The 26,694-nt window shown below is 62.1% G+C and carries 22 protein-coding genes; 7 read left to right on the top strand and 15 right to left on the bottom strand.

What is annotated here, in order from left to right:
• Positions 1–15: 15 nt before the first annotated feature.
• Positions 16–885, bottom strand: a complete 870-nt coding sequence (locus CKW35_RS05180; RefSeq protein WP_016487238.1) for a LysR family transcriptional regulator — start codon at positions 883–885, stop codon at positions 16–18.
• Positions 886–991: 106 nt separating this feature from the next.
• On the opposite strand from CKW35_RS05180, the gene CKW35_RS05175 reads away from it, so the two are divergent.
• On the top strand, positions 992–2,377 hold the full coding sequence (locus tag CKW35_RS05175) for an aldehyde dehydrogenase family protein (protein ID WP_095115348.1): 1,386 nt from the start codon (positions 992–994) through the stop codon (positions 2,375–2,377).
• An 84-nt stretch (positions 2,378–2,461) separates the two neighbouring features.
• On the opposite strand, the gene CKW35_RS05170 is transcribed toward CKW35_RS05175, so the two are convergent.
• Positions 2,462–4,372 carry an AAA family ATPase gene (locus tag CKW35_RS05170; protein WP_095115425.1) on the bottom strand — a complete coding sequence of 637 codons (1,911 nt, stop codon included), beginning with the start codon at positions 4,370–4,372 and terminating at the stop codon, positions 2,462–2,464.
• 166 nt (positions 4,373–4,538) lie between these two features.
• On the bottom strand, positions 4,539–5,438 hold the full coding sequence (locus CKW35_RS05165; protein ID WP_016487241.1) for a helix-turn-helix domain-containing protein: 900 nt from the start codon (positions 5,436–5,438) through the stop codon (positions 4,539–4,541).
• Between the two features lie 183 nt (positions 5,439–5,621).
• On the opposite strand from CKW35_RS05165, the gene CKW35_RS05160 reads away from it, so the two are divergent.
• From CKW35_RS05160 to CKW35_RS05145, 4 genes are all read left to right on the top strand, one after another.
• Positions 5,622–6,980, top strand: coding sequence for a glutamine synthetase family protein (locus tag CKW35_RS05160; RefSeq protein ID WP_023048145.1), 1,359 nt, complete (start codon positions 5,622–5,624; stop codon positions 6,978–6,980).
• Positions 6,981–7,046: 66 nt separating this feature from the next.
• A complete protein-coding gene (locus CKW35_RS05155) occupies positions 7,047–8,135 on the top strand; it encodes a polyamine ABC transporter substrate-binding protein (protein WP_016487243.1) in 1,089 nt (362 codons plus the stop codon).
• A 13-nt stretch (positions 8,136–8,148) separates the two neighbouring features.
• On the top strand, positions 8,149–9,444 hold the full coding sequence (locus CKW35_RS05150) for an FAD-binding oxidoreductase (protein ID WP_016487244.1): 1,296 nt from the start codon (positions 8,149–8,151) through the stop codon (positions 9,442–9,444).
• 144 nt (positions 9,445–9,588) lie between these two features.
• Positions 9,589–10,266 (top strand): DUF3313 domain-containing protein, encoded by a 678-nt coding sequence (locus CKW35_RS05145; RefSeq protein ID WP_016487245.1) that lies wholly within the window; start codon positions 9,589–9,591, stop codon positions 10,264–10,266.
• A gap of 165 nt (positions 10,267–10,431) precedes the next feature.
• Here CKW35_RS05145 and CKW35_RS05140 read toward each other — a convergent pair whose 3' ends face one another.
• Positions 10,432–11,808 carry an L-serine ammonia-lyase gene (locus CKW35_RS05140; RefSeq protein WP_095115347.1) on the bottom strand — a complete coding sequence of 459 codons (1,377 nt, stop codon included), beginning with the start codon at positions 11,806–11,808 and terminating at the stop codon, positions 10,432–10,434.
• 147 nt (positions 11,809–11,955) lie between these two features.
• Here CKW35_RS05140 and CKW35_RS05135 point away from each other — a divergent pair, with 147 nt between their 5' ends.
• Entirely contained in the window at positions 11,956–12,897 is a 942-nt protein-coding gene (locus tag CKW35_RS05135; RefSeq protein ID WP_016487247.1) for a LysR substrate-binding domain-containing protein, read from the top strand.
• 120 nt (positions 12,898–13,017) lie between these two features.
• On the opposite strand, the gene CKW35_RS05130 is transcribed toward CKW35_RS05135, so the two are convergent.
• From CKW35_RS05130 to CKW35_RS05075, 11 genes are all read right to left on the bottom strand, one after another.
• A complete protein-coding gene (locus CKW35_RS05130; protein ID WP_016487248.1) occupies positions 13,018–14,439 on the bottom strand; it encodes an undecaprenyl-phosphate glucose phosphotransferase in 1,422 nt (473 codons plus the stop codon).
• Positions 14,440–14,595: 156 nt separating this feature from the next.
• Entirely contained in the window at positions 14,596–15,354 is a 759-nt protein-coding gene (locus CKW35_RS05125; RefSeq protein ID WP_095115345.1) for a WecB/TagA/CpsF family glycosyltransferase, read from the bottom strand.
• On the bottom strand, positions 15,354–16,541 hold the full coding sequence (locus CKW35_RS05120; protein ID WP_016487250.1) for a glycosyltransferase family 2 protein: 1,188 nt from the start codon (positions 16,539–16,541) through the stop codon (positions 15,354–15,356). The genes CKW35_RS05125 and CKW35_RS05120 overlap by 1 nt, the downstream gene beginning before the upstream one ends.
• Entirely contained in the window at positions 16,538–17,740 is a 1,203-nt protein-coding gene (locus CKW35_RS05115) for a glycosyltransferase (protein ID WP_095115343.1), read from the bottom strand. The genes CKW35_RS05120 and CKW35_RS05115 overlap by 4 nt, the downstream gene beginning before the upstream one ends.
• A 49-nt stretch (positions 17,741–17,789) precedes the next feature.
• On the bottom strand, positions 17,790–18,794 hold the full coding sequence (locus CKW35_RS05110; RefSeq protein WP_031312020.1) for a VirK/YbjX family protein: 1,005 nt from the start codon (positions 18,792–18,794) through the stop codon (positions 17,790–17,792).
• A 9-nt stretch (positions 18,795–18,803) separates the two neighbouring features.
• Complete coding sequence (locus CKW35_RS05105; protein WP_095115341.1) at positions 18,804–19,781, bottom strand: glycosyltransferase family 2 protein; 978 nt, start codon at positions 19,779–19,781, stop codon at positions 18,804–18,806.
• Positions 19,782–19,786: 5 nt separating this feature from the next.
• Positions 19,787–20,311 carry a serine O-acetyltransferase gene (locus tag CKW35_RS05100; protein ID WP_023048151.1) on the bottom strand — a complete coding sequence of 175 codons (525 nt, stop codon included), beginning with the start codon at positions 20,309–20,311 and terminating at the stop codon, positions 19,787–19,789.
• Between the two features lie 8 nt (positions 20,312–20,319).
• Positions 20,320–21,276: a glycosyltransferase family 2 protein gene (locus CKW35_RS05095; RefSeq protein ID WP_016487255.1), complete on the bottom strand. Its 957-nt coding sequence runs from the start codon at positions 21,274–21,276 to the stop codon at positions 20,320–20,322.
• Positions 21,269–21,886 (bottom strand): acyltransferase, encoded by a 618-nt coding sequence (locus tag CKW35_RS05090; RefSeq protein ID WP_016487256.1) that lies wholly within the window; start codon positions 21,884–21,886, stop codon positions 21,269–21,271. Before CKW35_RS05090 ends, CKW35_RS05095 begins: the two co-directional genes overlap by 8 nt.
• 104 nt (positions 21,887–21,990) lie before the next feature.
• A complete protein-coding gene (locus CKW35_RS05085) occupies positions 21,991–23,457 on the bottom strand; it encodes a GMC oxidoreductase (protein ID WP_095115339.1) in 1,467 nt (488 codons plus the stop codon).
• Positions 23,458–23,693: 236 nt separating this feature from the next.
• Positions 23,694–25,070: an oligosaccharide flippase family protein gene (locus CKW35_RS05075; RefSeq protein ID WP_016487258.1), complete on the bottom strand. Its 1,377-nt coding sequence runs from the start codon at positions 25,068–25,070 to the stop codon at positions 23,694–23,696.
• 95 nt (positions 25,071–25,165) lie between these two features.
• Here CKW35_RS05075 and CKW35_RS05070 point away from each other — a divergent pair, with 95 nt between their 5' ends.
• Positions 25,166–26,692: an O-antigen ligase gene (locus CKW35_RS05070; RefSeq protein ID WP_016487259.1), complete on the top strand. Its 1,527-nt coding sequence runs from the start codon at positions 25,166–25,168 to the stop codon at positions 26,690–26,692.
• Positions 26,693–26,694 lie beyond the last annotated feature (2 nt).

Here is a 26,694-nt window from a genome sequence, read left to right as displayed (position 1 = left end):
TTTATTATTTATCTATCAATTAGTTGAGCGACCTTCTTCAAGTAGCTTCACGAACATGCTCAGGCTGCGCGATACGGTGCCACGTCGCCACACCAGCCAGGTTTTCAGGTAGCGGAAATCCTCCGACATCGGCCAGGCGCTGACCGTGCTGCAGCCGGGCATATTGTCCAGCATGCTGCGCGGCATCATGGCCAGGCCGGCGCCAGCGCTCACGCAGGCCAACATGCCGTGATAAGACTCCATCTCGTGGATCTTTCCTGGCACTGCCTGGTCCTTGACGAACCAGTTTTCAAAGTGATGGCGATACGAACAGTTGGCGCGGAAGGCGTAGATGCTTTCACCGTTCACATCCTGGGCGCGGGTGACGGGCGCGTGGTTGAGCGGTGCAATGACCATCATCTCTTCCTCGAACACCGGTATGCCTTCCAGTGTCGGGTGCAGCACCGGGCCGTCGACGAAAGCCGCCACCAGGCGGCCAGACAGCACGCCTTCGAGCATGGTCCCCGAAGGCCCGGTGGACAGGTCCAGGTCGACCTTGGGGTAGCGCTGGTTGTATGCCGCCAGCAAAGCCGGAATGCGCACCGCTGCCGTGCTTTCCAGCGAACCAAGCGCGAAGGTGCCCTGCGGGTCTTCGCCGGCCACGGTCAGCCGCGCCTCGTGCACCAGGTCGAGGATGCGCCGGGTGTATTCGAGAAAATTCCAGCCCGCAGGCGAGAGGCGCAGGCGGCTCTTCTCGCGAATGAACAGTTCCACGCCCAAGTCTTCTTCCAGTTGCTTGATGCGCGTGGTCAGGTTGGACGGCACCCGATGAATGTGCTGCGCGGCGGCACTGATGCTGCCCTGTTCTGCCACGGCCTTGAAGATCTCCAGTTGCACCAGGTCCACAGCCTTTCTCCAAACGTGAATGTTTCGCTCATTATTATTCAGTTTTCATTAAAGCCATAGCCCACTAGTCTGGCGTCACTGATTAACAACAACGAGAGTGTCCGCCATGAGCGCGATCAGCAGCCTGACCCACGCCATCTCCCTCGATCCGTACACCGGCGAGCAGATCGGCGCCTACCCGTTCGACACCGACGCCGCACTGGAAGCGGCGCTGCAACGTGCCAAGGTTGGTTACCGCCAGTGGCGCCACGTGTCGCTGGGTCAGCGCAGCGAGTACCTGTTGGCGCTGGCCAGCACCCTCGAAGCCAAGGCCGAAGCCTTTGCCCAGATGATCAGCCGCGAAATCGGCAAGCCGATTGCCCAGGCCCGTGGCGAGGTCAGCAAGTGCGTGGGCCTGTGCCGCTGGTACGCCGAACACGGCCCGGCCATGCTTGCGCCGGAACCGACCCAGGTTGAAAAAGCCCGAATCGAATACCGCCCACTCGGCCCGATCCTGGCTGTGATGCCGTGGAACTTCCCTGTCTGGCAGGTGCTGCGCGGCGCCGTGCCGGCGATCCTTGCAGGTAACACCTACGTGCTCAAGCATGCGCCGAACGTGATGGGCAGCGCGTACCTGCTGGGCGAGCTGTTCAAGGATGCCGGCCTGCCGGCGGGCGTGTTCGAAGTGCTGAACGTGACCCCGGACGGCGTCACCCGCGCCATCAATGATGCGCGTATCGCCGCCGTGACCCTGACCGGCAGCGTGCGTGCCGGCATGGCGATTGGTGCCCAGGCCGGTGCCGCGCTGAAGAAGTGTGTACTGGAGCTCGGTGGCTCCGACCCGTTCATCGTGCTGGCCGACGCCGACCTGGATGCCGCCGTCAAGGCTGCGGTCATTGGCCGTTACCAGAACACCGGCCAGGTTTGCGCTGCGGCCAAGCGCCTGATCGTGGAAGACAGCATCGCCGAGGCGTTTACCCGCAAGTTCGTTGAGGCTACTCGCGAGCTGAAAGTCGGCCACCCACTGGATGACAGTACCTATATCGGCCCGATGGCCCGTTACGACCTGCGCGACGAGCTGGATGGCCAGGTTCAGGCGACCCTCGCCGAAGGCGCTACCCTGCTGCTGGGCGGTCACAAGGTCGAAGGTGCAGCCAACTTCTACGCGCCGACCGTGTTCGCCAACGTCACCCCGCAAATGACCGCATTCAAGCAAGAGCTGTTCGGGCCGGTAGCCGCCATCATCACTGCACGTGATGCCGACCATGCCGTAGCGTTGGCCAACGACAGCGAGTTTGGCCTGGCCGCGACCATCTATACCGCCGACTATGCACTGGCCGAGCGCATGACTGCGGCACTGGATACCGGTGGCGTGTTCATCAACGGCTACTGCGCTTCCGACCCCCGTGTGGCGTTTGGCGGCGTGAAGAAAAGCGGGTTCGGGCGTGAGCTGTCGCACTTCGGTGTGCGCGAGTTCACCAATGCCCAGACAGTGTGGCTAGACCGTAACTGATCGGCAACGCTGGGGCTGCGTTGCAGCCCTTTCGCCACACAAGGCCGCTCCTACAGGAAATTGCGTGTTCCTGCGGGAACGGCTTCAATCGCGGACCTGGTCCTTGACCCAGTCCAGCATCCCCCCCGGCACGATCAGTTCATGCCGCGCCCGCGAACAGGCGGTATACAGCCCCGCCAGCATCCGCGCCCGCTCATTGCGGTTGCCCGCCACCTGCGGCGCCACCATCAGCTCCGGCGACACCATTACCCGGGCGAACTCCATGTTTTTCACATCCCGTACCCGCGCCAGGAACAACTTGGGCGCCTTGTCCCAGCGGTAACGGCTCTTGGCTTTGGCAAAGTGCTCGGGTGTATAGCCTTTGCGCAGCATGTTGGCCACGGCAATGAACGCCTTGTCATCGCCCTTGTCCTGCTCCAGGGCCTGCCAGCTGGCATAGCGGAACAACATCGGGTGACGCGGCCGAGTGTCGTAGCGGTACAGCTCGATGCAGTCCTCGACGAACAGTTCGAAGTCCTTGCGCGCGCTTTTCAGCAATACGAACGGCACCCCCTGGTGCGTCAGGCGCTGAAACCAGCCAAACAGGCCCCATTCGTCATCGACGATCAGCGCCGTAGGCTGCTCCGGCACCGTCACCTGATCGAAGAAACTGACCCGGGTGTAATGCTCGGCGCTGCCACTGAAGGCCCCCTGGATGGCCGCCGGGTGCGCCTGGATCAGCGGGTTGAGCACATTGTCCATCGCCGGCCCGGCACGTAACGAATGGTCGATGCAGCGTTGACGGATGAAGCTGCCATGGTGCGGGCTGAGGCCGTTGAGGTTCTGCAACTCGTCGCCCAGGGTAATGATCGACTGCGGGCTGCGATCGAGCACGGCAAGCATCGGTGCCGACAGCTCGTGGGCCTCATCGACGATCACGTGGGTGTAGCGGCTATCGATCACATAACCGGTCAACGACAGCAGCTTGACCCGGTGGTAGTCGCGCACCGGCAACTGGACGTCCCGCGCGGACGGGCGAATCAGCTCTTGCCAGTACAGGCGGGCTTTTTCCAACAGCACCTCCTGATCCAGCGGTGAAGTGCCAGGCCCGGCCCAGGGCAAGTGGTGCAGCTGAAGCTGGGTGTCGGCACTGTGGCAGAAGGTGCGCACGGCCCGGACGCACAAGGCAACCACATCGCGCGCGGTGAGCGGACCGATGTCAGGGATGGCCAACCAGCGCACCACCTGCGCGTCCTGCGGGCGCCATGACAGTTTGGTGCGATAAGGGTCACGCAGGCGCCAGCCGTTGCTGGTGAGGTCGCTGTTGAGGAGCTCGTCTGCCAGCTGGCCGAAGGTCAGCGCGGTGTAGGCGGCGGCGTCCTTTACCCGCGCCTGCAGGGCGCGCAACTGGCCTTCGGTCAAGGCCAGCAGCAACGTGCGCTGTGGTTCCAGCAGGCGGGCAAACTGTTGAATCAGGAAGGTCTTGCCGGTGCCAGCGAAGCCCTGCACCGCCACTGACTCATCGATACCACCAAGAAACTCGCGCAACAGGCGGTTCTGCTGGTCGCTGAGCATCAGGTCGCTGGCCAGGGACGGCAGGTACACCGGATGCAGCGGTGTGGCCCGCTGGCGGTAGGTGTCGGCAAACTGGAAATTCCACTGGCCTTCGGTATCCAGCAGTTCATCTGCGGTGTACTTCACCTCGGCGGACAGCAGCGCGATGCCATTTTCGCCCAGCATGCCCAGGCCCATCGCAAAGGCTTCGCGATCAAAATGTTGCGCTACCTGGCTTTGGAAGCGCCCCGGTGCGGCGCTTTCGACCTGGTTGGCGATGCGCACGATTTCGGCGAAGCGGCGTTCTTGCGCATCGGCCGAGGCGGTAGCCGGCTGGCGAGGCAGGTTTTGCACGAACAGCACAGCGGCAGCGTCCAGGACGCTGGCAGTAGTGAAGAAGTCGGTGTTGGGCTCGCTGGCGAGGCGGTCGGCCTGGTCGCTGGGCAAAGGCAGGTAGAACATCGGCACCTCGGGTTGGATCAGGGCGGCACGATAGCAACTTTCGGCGTGGGATGCTGAGTTCAGTGTCGCCTGCTGCACCAGAATCCAGATCAGGAAGTTACTTGATGAGGTTTCGGTAACTAAATGAAATTAAACAAAAAAACAGTGTGGATTCGAAGGTCACACCTTAACCCCTGCCCCGCCGCAAGGTCTCGCTCGGAAACTCCTTGAACAATTGACGGTAACTCTCTGAAAACCTTCCCAAATGCCAGAATGACCAGCGCATCGCGACCTCGGCCACGGTCGCCCTGCCATCGCGTAACAAATCGCGCCGTGCGCCGTTCAGCCGGCGCAAGCGCAGCCACTGCGCTGGCGGCATGCCGGTAAATGCCTTGAACGCTTGCTGCAGCTGGCGCAGCGATACCCCTGCAACATCCGCCAGCTCCACCAGGTTCAACGTCTCCTCGGGGCAATCAGCCGCCCACTCGCTGACCCGCCGCATGATCGCCCGCTCTTCGTCGCGGCGCCCCAAGGCTACGCCCTGAAGTCGCTGGCTGGCGTTATCAAGGATGAACAGGCAATCCTCCAGCAGTTGTTCCGCCAGTGCCTGCCCCTGCACTGGGCAGTCAGCCTGCCCGAGGCGGGTCAGCGTGGCGCTTAGCCAACTGCCAAACAACGCGTTCTGCCCACTGCCCAACGGCACCATGAACAACCCTTCGAGGCGTTGCGGGTCCAGCCCATGGCGGGCGAGGAAGGCCTGGTCGAACACCACTGCCACTTCCTGATAGTTCTCCGGGGTTATCCAGATATTGCGGCTTTGTTCGTTCAGCAAGTACAGGCTGTTTTCGCTGCGGTCAAAGCAAAACGCCAGTGAACCGCTCGGTGCGCGGAAAAACTGCTCCACCCGGGTATTCAGACGCTCCTCGTATACCTCCACGCCATCCATCCCCAGCCAGCGCAACTCTCCGCTGAAATTGCCCGGCGACATCTGCCGGTATTGCTGCTGCCAGCCGGGGGTCGTGCGCACTTGCTCAGAGACATCGGTGGTATGAAAGGCCTGAACTTGCAGCGCATTGGGCGTTGTCACGCGAGATCCTAGTTGCACTCTTTTGGTGCATTGCTTGCCGAAGAAAATGGATAGATCGGCCCCGGGGGCTGCGACCAAGATAGTCTCCAGTGCGTCACCTGGGAAGTGCACACCTTGCAAAGCCATACTGCGGCTTTCGTCAAAAGCGTCGCTCCCACACTAAAACCCAACCAAGAGGTCTGTATGAACGCCCCCTTCGATCAGCTGTACACCTGGCTGAAAGAACACCGCATCACCGAAGTCGAATGCGTGATCAGCGACCTGACCGGCATCGCCCGCGGTAAGATCGCGCCCACCGCCAAGTTCCTCCACGAGCGTGGCATGCGCCTGCCCGAAAGCGTGCTGCTGCAGACGGTCACCGGCGACTACGTTGACGATGACATCTACTACAACCTGCTCGATGCCGCCGACATCGACATGGTCTGCCGGCCCGACCCCTGCGCCGTGTACCAGATCCCGTGGGCGATCGAGCCAACTGCGATCGTGATCCACGACACCTTCGACAAGCAAGGCAACCCCATCGAACTGTCGCCGCGCAACGTGCTGAAGAAAGTGCTCAAGCTCTACGCCGACAAGGGCTGGCAGCCGATCGTCGCGCCCGAGATGGAGTTCTACCTCACCAAGCGCTGTGAAGACCCGGACTTGCCACTGCAGGTGCCGCTGGGGCGTTCTGGTCGTGCCGAAAGCGGTCGCCAGTCGTTCTCGATCGATGCCGCCAACGAATTCGACCCGCTGTTCGAGGACGTCTACGACTGGTGCGAGATCCAGGGCCTGGACCTGGATACGCTGATCCACGAAGACGGCCCGGCGCAGATGGAAATCAACTTCCGCCACGGCGACGCGCTGGACCTGGCCGACCAGATCACCGTGTTCAAGCGCACCATGCGCGAAGCGGCGCTCAAGCACAACGTGGCCGCCACTTTCATGGCCAAACCGATCACGGACGAGCCTGGCAGTGCCATGCACTTGCACCAGAGCGTGGTCGACATCGCCACCGGCAAGCCAATCTTTGCCAATGATGACGGCAGCATGAGCCAGCTGTTCCTGCACCACATCGGCGGTTTGCAAAAGTACATCCCCAAGCTGTTGCCGATGTTCGCGCCCAACGTCAACTCGTTCCGTCGCTTTTTGCCGGACACCTCGGCGCCGGTCAACGTCGAATGGGGTGAAGAAAACCGTACCGCCGGGCTGCGCGTACCCACCTCCAGCCCAGAGGCAATGCGCGTGGAAAACCGCCTGCCGGGCGCCGATGCCAACCCTTACCTGGCCATCGCTGCAAGCCTGCTGTGCGGCTATCTGGGCATGGTCGAACAGCTCGATCCAAGCGCACCTGTGCAGGGCCGCGCCTACGAACGGCGCAACCTGCGCCTGCCGATCACCATCGAAGACGCCCTGCAGCACATGGAAGACTGCGAAACCGTGCAGCAGTACCTGGGCAAGCAGTTTGTCCAGGGCTATGTGGCGGTCAAACGTGCCGAGCATGAGAACTACAAACGGGTCATCAGCTCCTGGGAGCGTGAGTTCCTGATGATGAGCGTCTGACCCACCCGGGGCGCTGTGCGCCCCCAGTACACCAAACTCAAAGAACAAGACCAACGAGGTGTCCCCATGCGTCATTTGCAAGCCCTGATCCCCGCTGCGTTCGCCCTGCTGTTCGCCACCACCACCCAGGCCACCCCCTCGGTCAGTGTGTACAACTGGACCGACTACATCGGTGACACCACCCTGGCTGACTTCCAGGCCAGCAGCGGGATCAAGGTGGTTTATGACGTGTTTGACTCCAACGAAACCCTCGAAGGCAAGCTGCTGGCCGGGCGCACCGGTTACGACGTGGTGGTGCCGTCCAACCACTTCCTCGCCCGCCAGGCCCAGGCCGGCGCCTTCCTGCCGCTGGACCGCAGCAAGCTGCCGAACTGGCAACACCTGGACCCCAAGCTGCTCAAGCAGCTTGAACAGAACGACCCCGGCAACCAGTACGCTGTGCCCTACCTGTGGGGCACCAACGGCATCGGCTACAACGTCGACAAGGTCAAGGCAGCCTTGGGCATCGACCATATCGACTCGTGGGCGGTGCTGTTCGAGCCCGAAAACCTGAAAAAGCTCAAGCAATGCGGCGTGGCCTTCATGGATTCGCCCGACGAACTGTTCCCGGCGATGCTCAACTACCTGGGCCTTGACCCACGCAGCGAAAAACCGGCCGACTACGCCAAGGCTGAAGCACGCTTGCTCGAACTGCGGCCCTACATCACTTACTTCCATTCATCCAAATACGTGTCCGACCTGGCCAATGGCGATGTCTGCGTGGCCTTCGGCTATTCCGGTGACGTGTTCCAGGCCGCCAACCGCGCCGTGGAGGCGAAGAACGGCGTAAAAGTCGCCTACAGCATCCCCAAGGAAGGCAGCAACCTGTGGTTCGACCTGCTGGCCATTCCCAAGGACGCCAGCAACCCCGAGCAGGCGCTGGCCTTCATCAATTACCTGCTCGACCCGAAAGTGATCGCCAACGTCAGTGCCACGGTCGGTTATGCCAACGCCAACCCCGACGCCAAGGCCTACATGGATGCATCGCTGGTGCACAACCCTGAGATCTATCCTCCCCAGGACGTGCTGGACAAGCTCTACATCTCCAGCACCCCGAGCCCGAAGATCATGCGCGTCATGACCCGCTCCTGGAGCAAGATCAAGTCCAACCGCTGAGCCGAGAACGCCCATGTCTTTCGATTCCCAACACACTGCTTCGTACTACGCTGCCACGGCACGCAACGCGGCGCCCTACCCAACCCTGGACGGCGAACTGACGGCTGATGTGTGCGTGGTCGGCGGCGGGCTGACCGGCGTCAACACCGCCCTGGAACTGGCTGAACGTGGCTTGTCGGTGGTGCTGCTGGAAGGCCGGCGCATTGGCTGGGGCGCCAGCGGGCGCAATGGCGGCCAGCTGATTCGCGGCATCGGCCATGACGTCAGCGGTTTCACCCGGCATGTCGGTCAGGATGGGGTGCGCTACCTCAAGCAGGCCGGCATCGATTCGGTGGCGCTGGTGGCCAGCCGCATCGCCCAGTACGGCATTGCCTGCGACCTGCGCTGGGGTTTCTGCGAACTGGCCAACACGCCTGAGCAGTTCGCTGCCTTCAAGGACGAGCAGGATGACCTGGCAGCGCTTGGCTATCGCCCTGAAACCCGCCTTGTAAGCCCTGGGCAGTTGCATGAAATTGTCGCCAGCGACCAGTACGCCGGCGGCCTGGTCGACATGGGTTCTGGCCACCTGCACCCGCTCGACCTGGTCCAGGGCGAAGCCCGTGCCGCCCATAGCCTGGGCGTGCGCATTTTCGAGCAAAGCCCCGTGCTGCGTATCGAGCACGGCCCGCGCGTGACCTTGCACACGGCCCGTGGCAAGGTGCGGGCAAGCAGCCTGGTGCTGGGCTGCAACGCTCACCTCGATGAACTGGAGCCGCGGCTGAGCGGCAAGGTGCTGCCAGCCGGCAGTTACGTGGTGGCCACCGAACCGTTGCCCGAACCGCTGGCGACCACACTGATCCCGCAGAACATGGCGCTGTGCGACCAGAAGGTCGGCCTGGACTACTACCGCCTCACGGCAGACCGCCGCCTGCTGTTCGGCGGGGCCTGCCACTACTCCGGCCGCGACCCCAAAGACATCGCCGCCTACATGCGGCCCAAAGTGCTGAAGGTGTTCCCGCAACTGGCCAACGTGCGCATTGACTACCAGTGGGGCGGCATGATCGGCATCACCGCCAACCGCTTCCCCCAGGTCGGGCGCCTGAGCCAGCACCCTAACGTGTATTACGCCCAGGGTTATTCCGGGCACGGGCTGAACGTGACGCACTGGACGGCAAAACTGCTGGCCGAAAGCATAGCCCTCGGCCACAGCCAGGGCCTGGATGTGTTCAGCGCCGTGCCCCACCTGACGTTCCCTGGCGGCAAGGCGCTGCGCTCGCCGCTACTGGCACTGGGCATGCTGTGGTACCGGTTGCGCGAAGCGCTGGGTTGAGTGCGCTGCAAAGGACGCGGTGCCCGAGAGAAGGGGCGCCGCCACTTTTTCCGCTTTCCACAGGGGATTGAACTCGCCCACTGGCCAACTGTCGCGCACCTGCTAGCGTTGTTCTGGCCGACCTCTCATGGATGCGCCTTCATCATGAAATCACTGCCTCGCATTACCCTGTTGTGCGCCGCACTGCTTGCCGTGGCCGCCTGCTCCAGCAATCGCGTGGACCCCAAGGATTATTCCGGCTTCCTCAAGGACTACAGCCGGTTGCAAGAAGCCAAGAGCCCGTCGGGTGACCCGGTGATGCGCTGGATCGACCCCAAGGTCAATATCAACCAGTACAGCCAGGTGTTCATCGAGCCCAGCCAGTTCTACCCCAAGCCGCAGCCGACAGCGGTTATCTCGCAGCAGACGCTGCAGGAAATCACCCGCTACTTCAATGAAGCGCTGCGCCGTGAACTCGGTAGCGTGATGCCCTTGGCCAAGGGGCCCGGCCCGGGTGTGATCGTGGTGCGCCCGGCAATCACGGCGGTGTCCACCAGCAATGAAGGCCTCAAGCCCTATGAAGTGATCCCCATTGCGCTCATTTCGGCAGGTGTGAACACCGCCATGGGTGGACGTGACCAGGACGTGGATGTCGGCGTGGAGGCGGCGTTCCTGGACGGTGCCAGCCAGAAAGTGCTGGCCCAGGTGGTACGCAAAGGCGCGGGTCAGGAACTGGAAAACGATACCCAGAAGCTGACCTTGAATGACGTCAAGCCGGTACTCGATGGCTGGGCCAAGGACATGCGGGCGAGCTTCATTGAAGCCAGGCAGAAAGCCCGCTAAGGGCCGCCCGCACACAATACTTGTGGGAGCGGCCTCGCGTCGCGAAAGGGCTGCGAGGCAGCCACAGGATTCAAGCCCTGATATACAAAGTGCTGGGGCCGCTTTGCGGCCCTTTCGCGACGCAAGGCCGCTCCCACAAAAGACTGCATCGGCCGGTGAGTTTTCCTAGCACTCGACAAAGGCGACTGCCAGGCCGCCGCGCGAGGTCTCCTTGTAGTTGGCATGCATGTCCGCCCCGGTATCACGCATGGTGCGGATGACCCGGTCGAGCGAAATAAAGTGCTCGCCATCGCCGCGCAACGCCATCTGCACCGCGTTGATCGCCTTCACCGCAGCAATCGCATTGCGCTCGATGCACGGCACCTGCACCAGGCCGCCAACCGGGTCGCACGTGAGCCCCAGGTTGTGTTCCAGGGCAATCTCGGCCGCGTTTTCCAGCTGCGGCGGCGTGGCACTCAACACCTGTGCAAGGCCGGCAGCGGCCATCGAACACGCCGAGCCCACCTCACCCTGGCAGCCGACCTCGGCACCGGAAATCGACGCGTTTTTCTTGCACAGTATGCCCACGGCCGCTGCCGCCAGCAGGAAGTCCACTACATCCGCATTGCAGGCGACCGGGTTGAATTTCATGTAATAGTGCAACACCGCCGGTATGATACCGGCCGCGCCGTTGGTGGGCGCGGTGACCATGCGACCGCCGGCGGCATTCTCTTCATTCACCGCCAGGGCGAACAGGTTCACCCACTCCATGGCGCTGAGCGTCGAACCAATCACGTTGGGCTTGCCCAGTTCCTGCAGGCTGCGGTGCAGCCGCGCGGCGCGGCGCTTGACGTGCAGCCCGCCAGGCAGGATGCCTTCGTTGCGCAGCCCGTTGTCAACGCACTCTTGCATCGCCGCCCAGATGCGCAGCAGGCCTTCACGTACTTGCGCCTCCGGGCGCCAGGCACATTCGTTGGCCATCATCAGCTGCGCCACGCTCAAGCCGTGGGCTTTGCACAAGGCCAGCAACTGGGCAGCACTGTCGAACTCATAAGGCAGCACAACAGTATGGGTTTCGCCTGCCGGGGCATCCAGTTCGCCCTGTTCAACAATGAAGCCGCCACCTACCGAATAGTAGGTCTGCAGCAGCAGGCTGCTCTCCCCGTCCAGTGCTTCCAGGCTCATGGCATTGGGGTGGTAAGGCAGGCTCTCGTCGAGCAGCAGCAGGTCGCGGCCATACTCGAAAGCCACCGGGTGGCTGCCATCCAACATCAGGCAATGCTCCTGCAACACCTGACCAACGCGCGACTCGATGGTGGCCGGGTCTATGCGGTCCGGCCACTGGCCCATCAGGCCAAGCAGGCAGGCGCGATCGGTAGCGTGGCCAACCCCGGTGGCCGACAGCGAGCCATACAACCGCACTTCGACGCGCGACACCTGTGCCAGCAGCCCCTGCTCACGCAGGGCCTGGGCAAACGTCGCCGCTGCCCGCATCGGGCCGACGGTGTGGGAACTGGACGGCCCGATGCCGATTTTGAAAAGGTCGAAAACACTGATAGCCATGCTAATGCCTGACCGTACCCTGATTTGAATCCACAGCACGGTTTAGTGAATGAAATTGAGCGGTATTGCGATTTTGCGCGATACTGACGCGCTGGCTCACGGATGACCAACGAATCTTTCTAAGCAAGCCTTTAGTGGTGCTAAACGATGCGACGACAACTCAATGGCCAGGTGTTTGTCTGGCTGCATGTATTCGCCTGTGCAGCCCGGCACCTGTCCTTTACCCGCTGCGCCGAAGAGCTGCACATCACCCCTGGCGCGGTCAGCCAGCAGATGCGCCAGCTGGAAGAACGCCTGGGTTACCGGCTGTTTCTGCGCCGCGCGCGCGGCGTGGAACTGAGTGCCGAAGGGCAACGCCTGGCCCAGACGGTGGCCGAGGCTTACGGCAGTATCGAAGCTGAACTGCTGCGCCTGGACGCCGGTGAAATACGCGGCACCTTGCGCGTGCGCTCGATTCCGTCATTTCTGGCCAAATGGCTTACCCCGCGCCTGCCACGCTTTCAGCAGCGGTATCCGGACATCGAGCTGCGCCTGGTGGCCGAAGACAGCGCCCAGGCATTGACACCAGGCGATTTCGACCTGGCTATCGACCTGAATGATGGCAGCTACCCGGGGATGCTCTCGACACCGCTGCTGGACGAACAGATTTTCCCGGTGTGCTCACCCACCCTGCTGCGCGGGCGCCCCCCCCTGCATGGGCCGGCGGACCTGGTGCACTACCCGCTGCTGCACGACATTACCGCCTGGCGGGGCAGCTCGGAGTATGCGGAGTGGGAGTTCTACCTGGACGGGATTGGCGCCGCCGGCCTGGATGTGCGGCGTGGACATACCTTCAACCGCAACCACCTCACCATCGAGGCGGCAATTGCCGGTATTGGTGTAGCGATCGCCCGGCGCACACTGCTCAATGACGAACTGGAGCGCGGCGCGCTGATCGTGCCGTTTGGCGTGCCGATCGCCAACCACAAACGCTACGTGGTGCATTACCCGCCAGGCGGGTTGAACCAGCCGGGCGCGCGGGCGGTGCATGACTGGCTGGTGGAGGAGGCGCGAGGGTTCAGGGAGTTGCATCCGCTGAACAAGGAATAGAGGCTCTGTGGGAGCGGGCTTGCCCCGCGAACACCGGCCAAGCCCGTGCCATGCACCGCGTGCCTGCTATTGCCGGGACAAGCCCGCGCCCACAACACTGCTGCCGGGATTGCACTTTAATTAATATGCCTGCTTACCGGTAAACGCATTCAACGTGCGTACCAGAATCACAAAATCCAGCCACAGCGACCAGTTGTTGATGTACTCGATGTCCGAGTCCACCCGCTGGATCATCTGCTCAATGTCCTTGGTCTCCCCCCTGAAACCGCGCACTTGCGCCAGGCCGGTCATGCCCGGCTTGATGTTGTGGCGGGCAAAGTAATCGACGATGTCCTGGGAATACAACGTGTCATGTTGCAACGCATGTGGCCGTGGCCCAACCAGCGACATTTCCCCGGTCAGCACGTTGAACAACTGTGGCAGTTCATCAAGGCTGGTACGGCGGATGAAGGCGCCAATTTTAGTCAGCCGCGGGTCATTCTTCTGCGCCTGTTTAACCACGCCATTGTCCGGCTGGTGAACGTGCATGCTTCTGAACTTCCAGATACGGAACGACTCGCCCGTCCAGCCCGTGCGTTCCTGGCGGAAGAACACCGGCCCGCGACTGGTGAGTTTGATGGCCAGCGCAACGCCCAGCAATACAGGCGATGCACACAACAGTATCAATGCCGCCAACACGCGGTCCTCGATATTTTTCAGGAACAGGCTCATGCCCGTCAACGGCGTTTCAGAAAGGGTCAGCACAGGAATGCCGGCAATTTCCCGCACGCTATGATTGATAAGGCGCAACGAAAAGATATCCGGTACCCAGTTCACAGCGATGCATTTGTCGAGCAACTTGAAGTACACATCGTTGATGACCTCTGAGCCCCCCAGCGGGGTCACCAGGTAGACGGTGCGAATGCCATGCCGGGCAACGATTTCATCCAGCTCTGCAATGTGCCCAAGCACGGGCAGGCGTTGCTTGCCCTCGGCACTTTCCTGCCCCTGTTCGCCGGCTTTGTCAGTCAGCACACACCCCAGCACCCGTTCGCCAAACCAGGGGTTGTTGCTGATCTTCTGGTAAAGAAAATTGGCCAGATCGCCGTTGCCGATAATCAGGGCGTTGTCCAGGCGCGCATGCGCGGTAAAGCGTTTTTGCAGTTCACGAACCGCAAAATGCAAGAACAACTGGGCAATATAACCAATGATAAACAACTGCACGACCAACAACCGGGAGTAGGTTTCACTCTGTTTGGTCAAAAACGCCATGACCACAAGAAAACAGAACGTCGCCGACCACGCCTTGAACAGGCGGAACGCCTTGATCGAAAGGCCAACGTTGGTACGGTAGATTGCATAATGGTCGTAGATGACCGCCAGTGCGCCAATCAGCAACAGCAGCATGATTACATAATCGGAGGTAATGTAACCAAACTGGTCATAGATGAGGTACCAGGCAATACCGGTGACTGCAATACCATCAAGCCCCGCCTGAATGGCGTTACTGACGCTGCTTCTTCTCTGGAGTAAGGAACGACTGCTTCTGGGTTCGAAAACCATTTCAGACCTCATCTATTTGAGCGTAGCAAGTGCCGTCCATCAAACATCAAGCCTTGAAAACAGCTTATTCAACGCCAGTGAAGCAGGATCGTGCAGCCCCCAAACCACTGATCTCACTGTAGCAGCCACCCGCCATCAGCGCGGATTTTGGCCGATTCATAGGGTTCCACTGGCCGAATCGGCTGTCTTGCGGCACAGCAGGGTGCGCAGCAAGAACAATGGGTTACCCACCACATAACGCATGAACAGGCGCTTCGGCTCGCGTAACAGCCGGTAGGCCCACTCGCCCCCCAAATGCCGCAGCCACTGCGGTGCCCGGCTGACCTTGCCACCCAGGAAATCCAGAATCGCCCCGCCGCACACAATCAGGCATGGCCCGCCGACAGCTGCCAACCTGGCCGCCACCGCTTCCTGTTTGGGCATGCCCATCCCCAGCACGATGAGCTCCGGTTGGCGTTCACGGGCCAGTTGCAGGTAGGTGTCGATGCTGGCAAAGCCATCGTGGACCGATACCGGCACCACGCCAAACAAAGCTTCGCTGCGTTGCACAGCCTGGTTCAGGTACGGTTGCTGCGTGCCCCAGAATGCTACCCGTCGTCCGCGGTATGCCTCCATGAGGCTGGGAATGAAGTCGGTGCCATTCATGTTGAGCCCAGGCTCCAGGCCCAACCGGCGATAAAGGATCGCCATGCCAGAGCCGTCGCGCAACAGCACATCGGCCGCCGACAACGCCTGGCAATACGCGCCGTCGCGCACCACCAGGTTCATTGCGTGGGCATTGACGAAGCCCAGTACGGTTGCAGAGTCCGGGGTGGCAAGCCTGTCGAGCAGGCGTTGCGCTGCGGCGCTGTCAGGCACCACCTCCAGCGTGTCGATAATACCCCGCCAGCGTTTCTGCCATTGCCACTGAGCCATCAGTCATCATCCCGTTTGGAGCGCACCCATTCGACCTGGCGCTTGATCAGGAACCCCAGGTACAGGGGGATTTTCCTTGCGGCGTAAAAAGGCGCGTACAGCAGCACGGAAAACGGGATCAGCTCACGGCAGAAGCGTGCCCACGCCAGCACAACGGCAAGGCCGAGCATGACCAGCGCAGCCAGTGCGATCCACGCAGGCGCCGCATGGCCTGACAGCAGGTAGGCCAGCCAGGTCACCAGGTTGAGCCCCAGCAACGCCAGCACCAGTAGCGCCAGCGGTGGCACCAGCAGGTCCAGGGTCATGGCCAGCAGGCTACCGTTGCGCTGGCGGATGGCGGCCAGCGCACGCTTGGGCGCATCCGCCAGCATCAAGCCCAGGTGGCCATGCTCCCAGCGGGTGCGCTGGCTGTTCATGCCTTGCTGGCTTGCAGGGAACTGGCTGGTGACCAACGCCTCGGGGCAGAACACCGGCGGCTTGCCCTGCTGGCACAGGTCCAGGCCCAGCTTTACATCCTCCACCAAGTGCCCATTGGCCAGGTTGATGAGGGCCAGGTCGTGCCAACCGAATGCCATGCCTGCCCCCATCAATTGGCACGGTAGCCCCAGCCGGGCCCAGCCACGCGGCCGTACCAGGTTCTTGACCCGCCAGGCAAACTCGGCCACCTGTACCTTCAGCCCGCTACCGGCGGGTGCGCGCATCAGGTAAAGCGCCTGCACCGGGCGTTGGGCCTGGTGATAACGACGCGCCAGGCAGTCAATCGCCCCCTCGCCTACCTGGCAGTCGGCGTCCACCACAATTACCACCTCGGGCGGCTGTTCGGCCAGGTGGCGTACGCCGAAGTCCAGCGCGTAGCCTTTGCCACGTAGCAACGTATCAAAGCGCTCGACCACCTCGGCGCCGGCCTCACGGGCCAGCCGCGCCGTGTCGTCCGTGCAGTTGTCGGCCACCACCAGCAAGCGGTCGCCTGGCAGCAACTGCGGGGTTACGCTCGCCAGCGTTGCACGAATGATCGCAGCCTCATCATGGGCCGGTACCAACACTGCCACCCGCGGACGCACGCTGACGCCCAAGGGCCGCGTGCGCGGCGGCAGGCAAGCCAGCAGCATCTGCAAGAAAAACACAGACACAGGCACAAAGGCGATCACCGCCAGCAGGCCCAGTAACCAACTCAATACACTCATCATGCGGATGCCTTGAAATAGCCGGCCAGCTTGGCCGCCTCGGTGTCGATATCATGCCGTTGCAGCACGCGCTGGTAAGCCGCCTCGCCCATGCGCTGCAGCGCTTCGGCGGGTTGCGCAAGGCACTCGGCCATGGCCTGGGCCAGTTCCTCCACGGCCCCAGCGGGGAACAGCCAGCCGTTTTCGCCGGGGCGCACCAGCTCCGGGATACCCGCTACATAGGTGGTCAATACGGGTCGGCGCAAGGCCATGGCCTCCATGATCACCACCGGCAGGCCCTCGGCGAAGCTGGGTAATACCAGCGCACGTGCGGCAAGAATTTCCTCGCGCACCTGTGCGCTGCTGATCCAGCCGGTGATGCGCACGTGCTGCTGCAAGCCATGACGGGTAATCAGAGCCTCGATTTGCTCGCGCATCTCGCCGTCACCCGCCAGGACCAGTTCGAAGGCAATCGACTGCTGCGCAAGCTGACGCGCCGCCTCAAGCAGCAACAGCTGGCCTTTCTGTTCACAGAGCCGGCCGACGCACACCAGCTGCGGCACCGCCGGCACGTTGACCGGCGCCACCTCATGGAAACCTCGCTCCAGGCCACAATGCACCACTTTCACTTTGGCCCAGTGCTCGTGCGCCACCCAGCGAAACAGCTGGCTGCGCCCGTAGGAACTTACCGCTGCCACAAAAGCAGCACGCCGCACCTTCTCGCCCATGTGCAAGAACTGCGGCTTGTCGAACTCCTCCGGCCCGTGCACGGTAAAGCTGTAGGCGGGACCGCCCAGCAGGTGGGCCAGCATGACCACCTCGGTAGAGTTGGTGCCAAAATGGGCATGCACGTGCCTGGCCTCATCGGCCTGCAGCCACTGCAACAGCTGGCAGGCCTCAGCCAGGTACACCAGGTGGTACGGCCACGGACGGTCAGCACGCCGGCCAAGGCGCATGGCCAGCCTCAAGGCCTGGAAAAAGCGCCGCGGTTGCGCGCGCAGCACCTGCAACGCAGGCGTCAGCAACCCTTTTATGCCGCCTTGCAACACATAACGGGTCCTGGCCCGCTCGGCCGTGTCCTCGGCATCGTGCAACTCGGCATCCCACCCCCGCAAGGCAAAGCGTCGTACCTCTACGCCCTGGCGCTCCAGCGCCAGTATCTCGCGGCGGATGAAACTGTGGCTGACCTTCGGGTACTGATTGATGAAGTAAGCGATGCGCATACGAATCCAGATCCAAACCCGCTTGATGACCTACCTTCCCTGCCAACCCTCACTTCAGGCTGTCGACTACGGGCGGTTTGTCCACTGCCGATGCACTCACAGCAAATGCATCCCCCTGTTTTCCTTGTAGTCCAAGGTTGTGACTGCTGCTCGGCAATGCTGCCTGCAAGCGTGAGAAAACATCGTCGAGCATCGCCTGACGGCGGCGGTACATCGCCCGCTTCTTTGCTGGAATGTCGCTTTCTGCCCGCTGCGCCGGGGCCAGCGGTACGGTGAAGAAGTCCGCCTGGTTCGAGGCGCTGGCGCCGTGTTCCTGCCAGATGACGTCATAGTTGGCCGCAAGGTCCTGGCCTTTGTCGCTGCCAAAATAAGCGTGCCGGTGGTGCCGGCAGGCATCGCTGACGGCATACAGGTGCGCGACACCCAACGCCCGGGCCAGGCACTTCAGCGCTTCGAGCACCAGGCTGCGCGGGCGCAGGCCCTCGAAGTCCTTGGTCAGGTCACGATAGATGGTCAGCGAGGTTTCACTGTCGATGCCCTTGTGGATGCCCTGCACGGCCCCGATGAACAGGTACAGCTCACCGTGGCTGCGGCTCAGGGTGAACGCCAGTGAAGCCACCCGCAGGTCGCCCTGAAACAGGTTCAGCACCAACTCGCCTTCTCGCTTGAACCAGATCGGCCGGTCCAGCACCAGGCTGCAGCCTGGCGAATGGCTGGACAGCTCGCACAGCGTCAGGCTTTCGTCCCGCCCCAGCAGTAACAGCGTCGGAAACTGACCGGCCATTACTTCAAAGTGCGAAGCGATCACCGCCAGGCGCTGCGGGGCTTCCCAGGATTTGCTGAGGTAAGGCCACTGCACCACACCGATGCAGTCCACGCCCAAGCGCTGTACACCTTGCTCACCCAACGCCGCCGTCATGCGCTGCATGAAGCCATGCAGCTCAGGCCATTGCCTGGCAATCTGCAGCATCAACTTGTACTTGTTGTTCAACGCCCGCAACGAGTAGCCCGGTTGCAAGGTAAACACGCTTTTCACGAGGGTGCCGAGCATCATGGTCATCTCTCACTTGTACTCGATCAAAGCCGATTTGCCGGCCGCGAAGCGGTGGCGCAAGAACTTCACCTGGCCGAGCATTTCCGGGAACTTGCCCAGCACCAGGAACACTGCCTGAAGCCAGTTTTCGCGCGCCGACTTACTACCACGGCGCGCCAGGCGCACGGCCTGCAGCGGGTAGATCAACAGCAAAAGCAGGCCCCAGCCACCCAGCAGCAGGCAGGCCAGCACGATTACCAAGGGTACGCCCAGGCCCCATAACCAGGCCCGCCGCGACTCGCGCAACCAGTGTTGCTCGGGCGGCTGACCATGCAGGTAGGCCCCTTCGGCATAGGCATGGCCAGCACGCAGGCTGCGCCGCCACCACTGGCTGAAACGGGTCATGGCGGCGTCGTGCAGGGTCATCTCGGCGGCCAGGCGCCAGACTTTCCAGCCCTTGGCCCGCAAACGCACGCACAGCTCAGGCTCCTCACCGGCGATCAGCTCGGCGCGAAAGCCCCCGACAGCAGCAAACGCGTCTGCCCGCATCAGCGCATCACCACCGCACGCCTTGGCCTCACCGATGGGGGTGTCCCACTCGAGGTCGCACAGCAGGTTGTACACCGAGCGTTCCGGGAAGCGCTCCCGCCGGCGACCACACACCACCGCCACCTCGGGATGCTGGTCGAGAAACAGCTGCGCCGTGGCCAGCCAGTGGGCATCCACCTCGCAATCGCCATCAACAAACTGCACCAGTTGCATCGACGGCAGCAGCCGCTGCAAGGCGCTGAAACCTTCATTGCGCGCGCGGGCGGCGGTGAACGGGATGGCCATGTCCAGCGCCAATACCTCCACACCCAGGCTGCGGGCCAGCTGCAGCGAACTGTCGGTGGAGCCCGAGTCGACATACATGACCTTCCCAGCACCGTTTACCAGCGAGCGCAGGCAGCGCTCCAGGCGCGGGCCCTCGTTGCGGCCGATGACCACCACACCCATTTCAGCCGCCATGGGCGTCACTCGACGGGCGCCGTGGCAACTGGCTGCCTGGCCTTGATGGTGGCCGGCACCCCTACCGCCAGGCAATTGTCCGGCACATCGGCCAGCACCACGGCATTGGCGCCGATGATCACGTTGTTGCCAATACGAATGCTGCCCAGCACCTTGGCCCCGGTACCAATATCGACGTTGTTGCCAAACACCGGGGCAATCGGTTCATCGACATTCTTCAAGCCCACTACCACGCCGTTGCGGATACGGCAGTCATCGCCAAACCGGGCATAACCACTGATGACGATGCCGCCAAAATGGTCGATGACGAAGTTGCGGCCAATCACCACTTCGCAGGGCAGTTCGATACCGGTGATGATCTGCACGAACTTGAACAGCACCTTGTAGATCAGCGAGAAGAGTTTGCGCAGCAGTGCCGGGCGCACGGTGTAGCGCCAGCGGCCGAAGCGATACACCAGCAGTACCCAGAAGCCCTGCGCCCCCCAATCCCCGCCATGGGCGCGCAGGTCGGCACGAATATTCTCGAACATGGCTTTACCTACCTTGTCGGTTGGCTGGCGTACCGGGTCTTGAACAACAGTGACCAGGTCGCCCGGCAATGACGCCAGCAGGCCTGAATCGCGCCCCAGCCGCGTCGCTTCAACAGCGCCTTGAGTGCCAGCACCAGGTCACCCAGGGTGACCAGCGCCATGTGCAGGGCAAGGCCCGCCACCCCGTGATGCTTGCGGAAATACAACAGCTCGCTTTCGATCTGGTAGGACGAGATCTGCCGGCTGGCCGCCTCCAGCTCTGCCACCGACTTGGAGCTTTCACCCCCGATGTGCACCACGGTGGTATGCGGGTAGAACACGACTTTCCAGCCGGCTGCCTTCACCCGCTTGCAGTGGTCCACCTCTTCGTAATAAAGAAAATAACGCGGGTCGAACAGGCCCACCTTGTCCAGCACTTCGCGGCGCACCAGATAGAAGCAACCCGGTAACCAGTCACACTCGCGCACCGAGGCGTGGTCCCAGGTCATTTCATCGACCATCTTCAGCCCCGGGAAGAACCGCCCCAGCCCGGTACGCCCGACAAACACGTTGAGCGGCGTAGGGAAGTAGCGGCAGCTGGGCTGCAGATCGCCGTCACGGCCTTCCAGGCGCACCCCTAGCACGCCGCACTCCGGGTGGGCGTCCATGTAGTCGAGGGTTTTTTGCAGGGAGTCGGCGGCAACGAAGGCATCGGTATTGAGCAGCAAGGCGTACTTGCCCTTCAGGTGCGCCAGCAACTGGTTATTGGCCCGGCCGAAGCCCACGTTCTGCTTGTTGCTCAGCAGCAGTGCCTCGGGGCACACCTGGGCCATGCGCTGCACCGAGTCATCGCGCGATGCGTTGTCTACTACCAGGTAACTGGCCAGCCGCTCGCTGTCGGCCCGGCGCAGCGCATCGAACATCGGCTGCAGCAGCCCGGCGGTATTGAAGTTGACCACCATGACATCCACTGGTTTGCTAGCCATTGTTGCCGTCCCCAAAGAAGTATTGCCGCCTTTGCGCCATCAACAGCGGTTCAACTTCCGGGTCGTAAGCGCCGTTGCGCTGTTTTACCAGTTCTATCCACGGGTAGCTTTCGCAACGCGCCTCGACCCGTTTGATCAGCTGCTCGGTGGTGCAGATGAACTGGGCCGGGTTGCCACCAAATACGGTGCCTGGCGGCACGTCCTTGGTCACCACCGCGCCGGCAGCCACGATCGATTCCGGGCCGATGGTCACGCGGGGCATGATGATCGCACCATGGCCGATGAAACAGTTGTCCTTGATATCAATGAAACCGACCGAATCCAGGTGCTTGCCAAAGCGATGTTCGATCAGCAAAACCACCCCGTCATGACCGATCAACGTACAGTCGGACAGGCCAACGCTGTTACCGATACGTACCAGCGAAGGGTCAAGGAATTTACAGCCTGTATTGACGAAGAAATTGCTGCCAACTGAGTGAAAGTTACCCCATCGGGCGAGATAGGCCCCCCATTCAAGACCAGAAGGGTTGCAGAACCTCCTGTAGAACTTGCCCCCGCGCCCGGTTGCATGGGCATAGTGCGCCACTGCCTTGCGTATCCATCCCTTCATACTGCCTGGCCTCGCGATCTGAACAATCTGGAGTGTCCTGAGGCGTTCCGGTCTCGTTCTTCTAGGTGCTGACCGCAGCGCACTCAACCCGTGTACAACCTGCTTCACGCAGCGGCGCCGCTGGCCGCTCTCATCTTGGTATCGAGGTGGTCGGCCAGCCGCACGGCAAACTGCAACAGGGGCATGGTCGGGTTTGAGGCGCCACCTTTAGCAAAGATACTGCTGCCGGCGACATAAAGATTCTCGGTACCGAACACCTTGCAATTGGCATCCACAACGCCGAACTGCGGCGAGGCAGCCATGCGTGTGGTGCCCATGTGGTGGGCGTGCGGTGCCATCTTCAGTGGTATCGAAGTGTCGTAGACAAAGTCGTTAAGCTTGACGAAGCCCAGGTCCATGTCGGCGAACTGCTTGGCCAGTTCGCTGCCAATGCACTTGATGGTGTGTCGGTCATCGGCGCTCAGCGCCCAGTTGACATTGACCTTGGCCACCCCCAGTGCGTCCTGCTCGTCAAGCAGCGAGATGCGACTGTGCAGGTTGGGGAACTGCTCGATCATGGTGCTGATCACGCCGTCGCCGGGGCAGCTGAACTTGGCGACGAAGGCGATCTTGCCGGCAACCCCCATGTCACAGGCCAGGTTCTCCAGAAAATGCTTGACCTCGGCAGTGCGGCCATACGTCTGCACATCGGCCAGCAACGCGGCAGTGACATTGCCTTTACCGGCCTTGTACTCGTCGACAAAGGCATCGGTGGTGTAGTACTGGCGCGGCTCCGGGTCCTGCCCGGACTTCAGGATGAACGTGCCCAGGTCGATGTTGAGGTGCTCCATGAAACACCCGCCAACCAGCCCTTCCTTGTTCACCACGCCTGCCGCCACCAGCGTGTGGCTGTTGAGCAACTGCCGGGCATTTTCGATGGCACCGGTGGCCAGAATGAAGTTTCTGGCCACCAGGCGCTGACGATTGCGCTCGTAGTCGGATAGCACCACCGCAGTCAGATGGCCAGAGCCTTTGTCGAATTCCAGGTCCACGCAGTTGCAGTTGATGAAAACGTCCAGACCTTTGGTCTGCTCCAGTGCCGTGGCGTACTTTTGCGCAAAGCGTGTGGGCGTGCTGAGCAGAAAGCGGTCCGCCTCGAAGTCACCGCCATCCAGGCCGGTGTTCATCGCACGAAAATCCGCGCCGGGTGGCAGGTCGACGATGTCCATGGCTGCCGGCAGGTAGCCCTCGATCTCCGAATAAGGAATAGGCCAACCCGGCAAGTCACCTGGCGGGCCGACGGTAAAGTCCGACGGGGTGAATGGCCGGCAACGGCCAGCCCAGTGGTTGGAGGTGCCCCCCAGATAACGCAGGCGGGTCTCCTCGGCATACAGCTCCAGGCCCGTGGACGCGCACGCGTACAACCCTTGCGAGTGCGGCGCATACTCGCGCCCCCCGCCTTCGGCGAGCAATACGTTCCAGCCGGCGACGGCCAGGCGCAAGCCCAACGTGATACCCGCCGGGCCGGCACCGATGATGCAAAAATCGTAGTCGTCGCGCAGCGCCTTCTGCTGCTGAAAGTCCTTGATCATGCTGGCTCGTTCCGGAAATAACGGGAAGGCAATACCCAACCGTTGATCACCACGAACCCAGGCTGCTCGACAGGTTTGCCTGCAACGGACGCCGAGACGCCAAACACCGCGCCACCCACACCGAGCAAGACACAACTCTGGAGAAAGCCTCTACGGCCCAACTGCGCAGTACAAAAAGTGAGCTTCCCCATGATCCCGTGACCTGTACCCATGAAAGTTCCACCCAGCACGCTGCTTCAAAGCCAGTTGAAAAAGGCCGTCAACAACGCTCCGCACAGCGCCCCGACCAGCAGCATCGGCAGCACCACCAGCTCACGCTTGAGGCTGAACATACCCAGTTTGCAGTTCACATACACGACCAGCACCAGTGTCGGCACGGCATGCAGGGCAACCCCCCAGATCGCCCACTCCACACCACCAATCGCCAGCAATAGCGGTAGCAGCCCCCACAGCGAGACCAGGCGGATGATGTTGTCCATGGCCTGGTACTTGGTCAGGCCAAGGGCAATCCACACCTGATGAGCCAATGTATAGCGCATTACGATGAACGACAGCGAAAGAATTGCCAGCATAGGGCCAGCTTCACGGTAGCGATCGTCGTACATCCAGCCAATCAGCAGCGGGCTGGCGGTCAGGAAACCACCACAGATGAACAGCACCAGCAGGTCGACCAGCAGGCGAAAGCGGTGATAAAGCGCTGTCAGGCGTTCCTTGTCGTCGGCCCGGGCTGCTTCACTGAAAGCGGGCAGCGCCACCGCCCCGACAATTTTCATCAGCGCGGTCTGCACCGCGCCAAGGATCAGCACGGCAATCGAATACACCCCCAGTTGCGCCGCCGACATGCTGGCGCCAAACCAGATGCGGTCGCCGTACATGGCCAGCACGCCGACCATCGACGACAACAGGATCCAGCGGCCAAACACGATCAACTCAGTCAGCGCCGTACGGTCCCAGCGCAGGTGATTGTTCGGCCCCTCCAGGGCGGTATGCCCCAGCACGGTCCAGGCTACGGCCGACACCAGGCCGGAGATCACCAGTGCCCAGATCGAATGGGTCAGCAAGCCCAGCACCAGCATCACCACCAGGCCGGCCACCTGCGAGGCCAGGTCGACCAGCACCACGCGCTTCTGTTGGAAAGTTCTTACAGCCACATCTATCTTGGTGGACTGGAAACCCCAGATGGCCGCCGACAGCCCGGTTACCGCCAGCACCATCGGCAGTACCGGGGCGGCGTAGGTAGAGTCCGCCGGCCACAGTTCCGCCAGTTGGGCCAACCAGGCGCCCAGGGCCAGCAGCAGGGTCAGGGCAAACAACAGGAAGCCGCGAATGATCTGCACGGTCCAGGCGGTGTTGAGAAAATCCGGATCGTCACCACGGTGACTCTGGATGATGTTCTGGCGCAGGCCGACATCGGAAAGCAGATGCAGGAGTACCGAAACGGTGGTGGCGATGACCATCACCCCGAACATTTCCGGCAGCAGCAAGCGGGCCATGATCAGATTGCCGCCCAGGCGCATCACCTGAGAAGCCACCTGCGAGACCAGGTTCCACGACCCGGCCCTCAGGGCCCGGTTGCGCAGGCTCGCAGCGGCTGACACATCAATCGACGGCATGACTTCAATCTCTGACTGATTGGCTAAAAGTCACTATAGTTTCAATTAGCCACGATGCTAGCCGTTGCCCACCAAGGGAAAGGTGTACATAGCCGATGCCTGAACATTTTCGTGCGTTGATCGTCATCCTGTTTTTGGCGAGCGTGGTCTTCCTGATGGCGCGGCGGCCTGCCACCGACCTCATTGCGCTCAGCGATTACAAGCGCAGGCGCAATCTTTGGTTTGTGCTGACGGTGCTGGCCTTTGTCTCGCACAGCTTCTGGCTGTATCTGGGGGCGGGCGCGGTCATCCTGTTGCTCGCCGGGCGCCGTGAGCACAACCCCATGGCGCTGTTCTACATGCTGCTGTTCCTGATTCCGCCGGCATCGGTGCAGGTGCCCGGGTTCGGCGTGGTCAACTATCTGGTTGACCTGAACCATATCCGCCTGCTCACCCTCTGCGTGCTGCTGCCGGCCGCGCTGCAACTGCGGCGGCAAGCTGACACGTTGCGGTTCGGCCGCACCTGGGCCGACAGGCTGCTGGCCGCCGGCCTGGTGTTGATGAGCGTGCTGTACCTTCGCGAAACCACCCTCACCGACACCCTGCGCCAGGCGCTGTACCTGTACGTCGACGTATTCCTGCCGTATTACGTGGCCAGCCGTGGGCTGCGCCAGATCAGCGACTTCAAGGACACCCTGTTGGCCTTCGTGCTAACCGCTTTCGTCATGGCGCTGATCGCCGTGGCCGAATATGTGCGCCACTGGCTGCTGTACAGCGCCCTGATCGACGCCATGGGCGTGCCATGGAGCATGTCCGGTTACCTCAGCCGCGGCGGCGCGCTGCGGGCCAGCGTCACCACCGGCCAGGCGATTGCCCTGGGTTATGTGATGAGCGTGGCCATCGGCCTGTTCCTGTTCGTGCAGGGTTATGTGCAACGCCCGCTGCACAAGGCCATGGGCGCCCTGCTGCTGGCCGCCGGGCTGTTCGCGCCGTTGTCACGTGGGCCGTGGATCGGGGTCGTGGTCATCGTGGTGGTGTTCATTGCCATGGGCAAAGGCGCGGTCAGGCGCCTGGCGCTGCTCGGCGCGGCTGGCATGCTGGCGCTGCCCTTGCTGACCGTCGTGCCGGGCGGCGACAAGGTGCTGGACCTGCTGCCTTACATCGGCAACATCGAAAAAGAGAACATCACTTACCGCGAGCGGCTGATGGACAACTCCTGGATCGTCATCCAGCGCAACCCGCTGTTCGGCTCGTTCGACTTCCGCAACACCCCGGAAATGCAGTCGATGATCCAGGGCGAAGGCATCATCGACATCGTCAACACCTACATCAACCTGGCGCTGCGGGTCGGGCTGGTCGGGCTCGGTCTGTTCGTCGCCTTCTTTGCCGTGGTGTTGAGGGGCATCCGCAGGGCCATGCTCAGTTTTCCCGACAAGGATGACGAACGACGACAGCTGGGGCGGGTGCTGCTGGCAACGCTGATCGGCATTCTGGTGATCATCTTCACCGTCAGCAGCATCACCTTCATCCCGGTGGTGTACTGGTCAATCGCAGGGCTGGGCGTGGCCTACATCCAGATGGTCCGCCGGCTGAACAGCAGCCCGGTCATGGAACTGGCCGAACCCGACCTACAACCCAGGTAATG

The sequence above is a fragment of the Pseudomonas sp. Irchel 3F3 genome (assembly GCF_900187545.1).
In the GTDB taxonomy this organism is placed as follows: Bacteria; Pseudomonadota; Gammaproteobacteria; order Pseudomonadales; family Pseudomonadaceae; genus Aquipseudomonas; species Aquipseudomonas fortuita.
The sequence above is the reverse complement of the archived record's forward strand: the minus strand, read 5'-3'. Positions and strand labels throughout refer to the sequence as shown.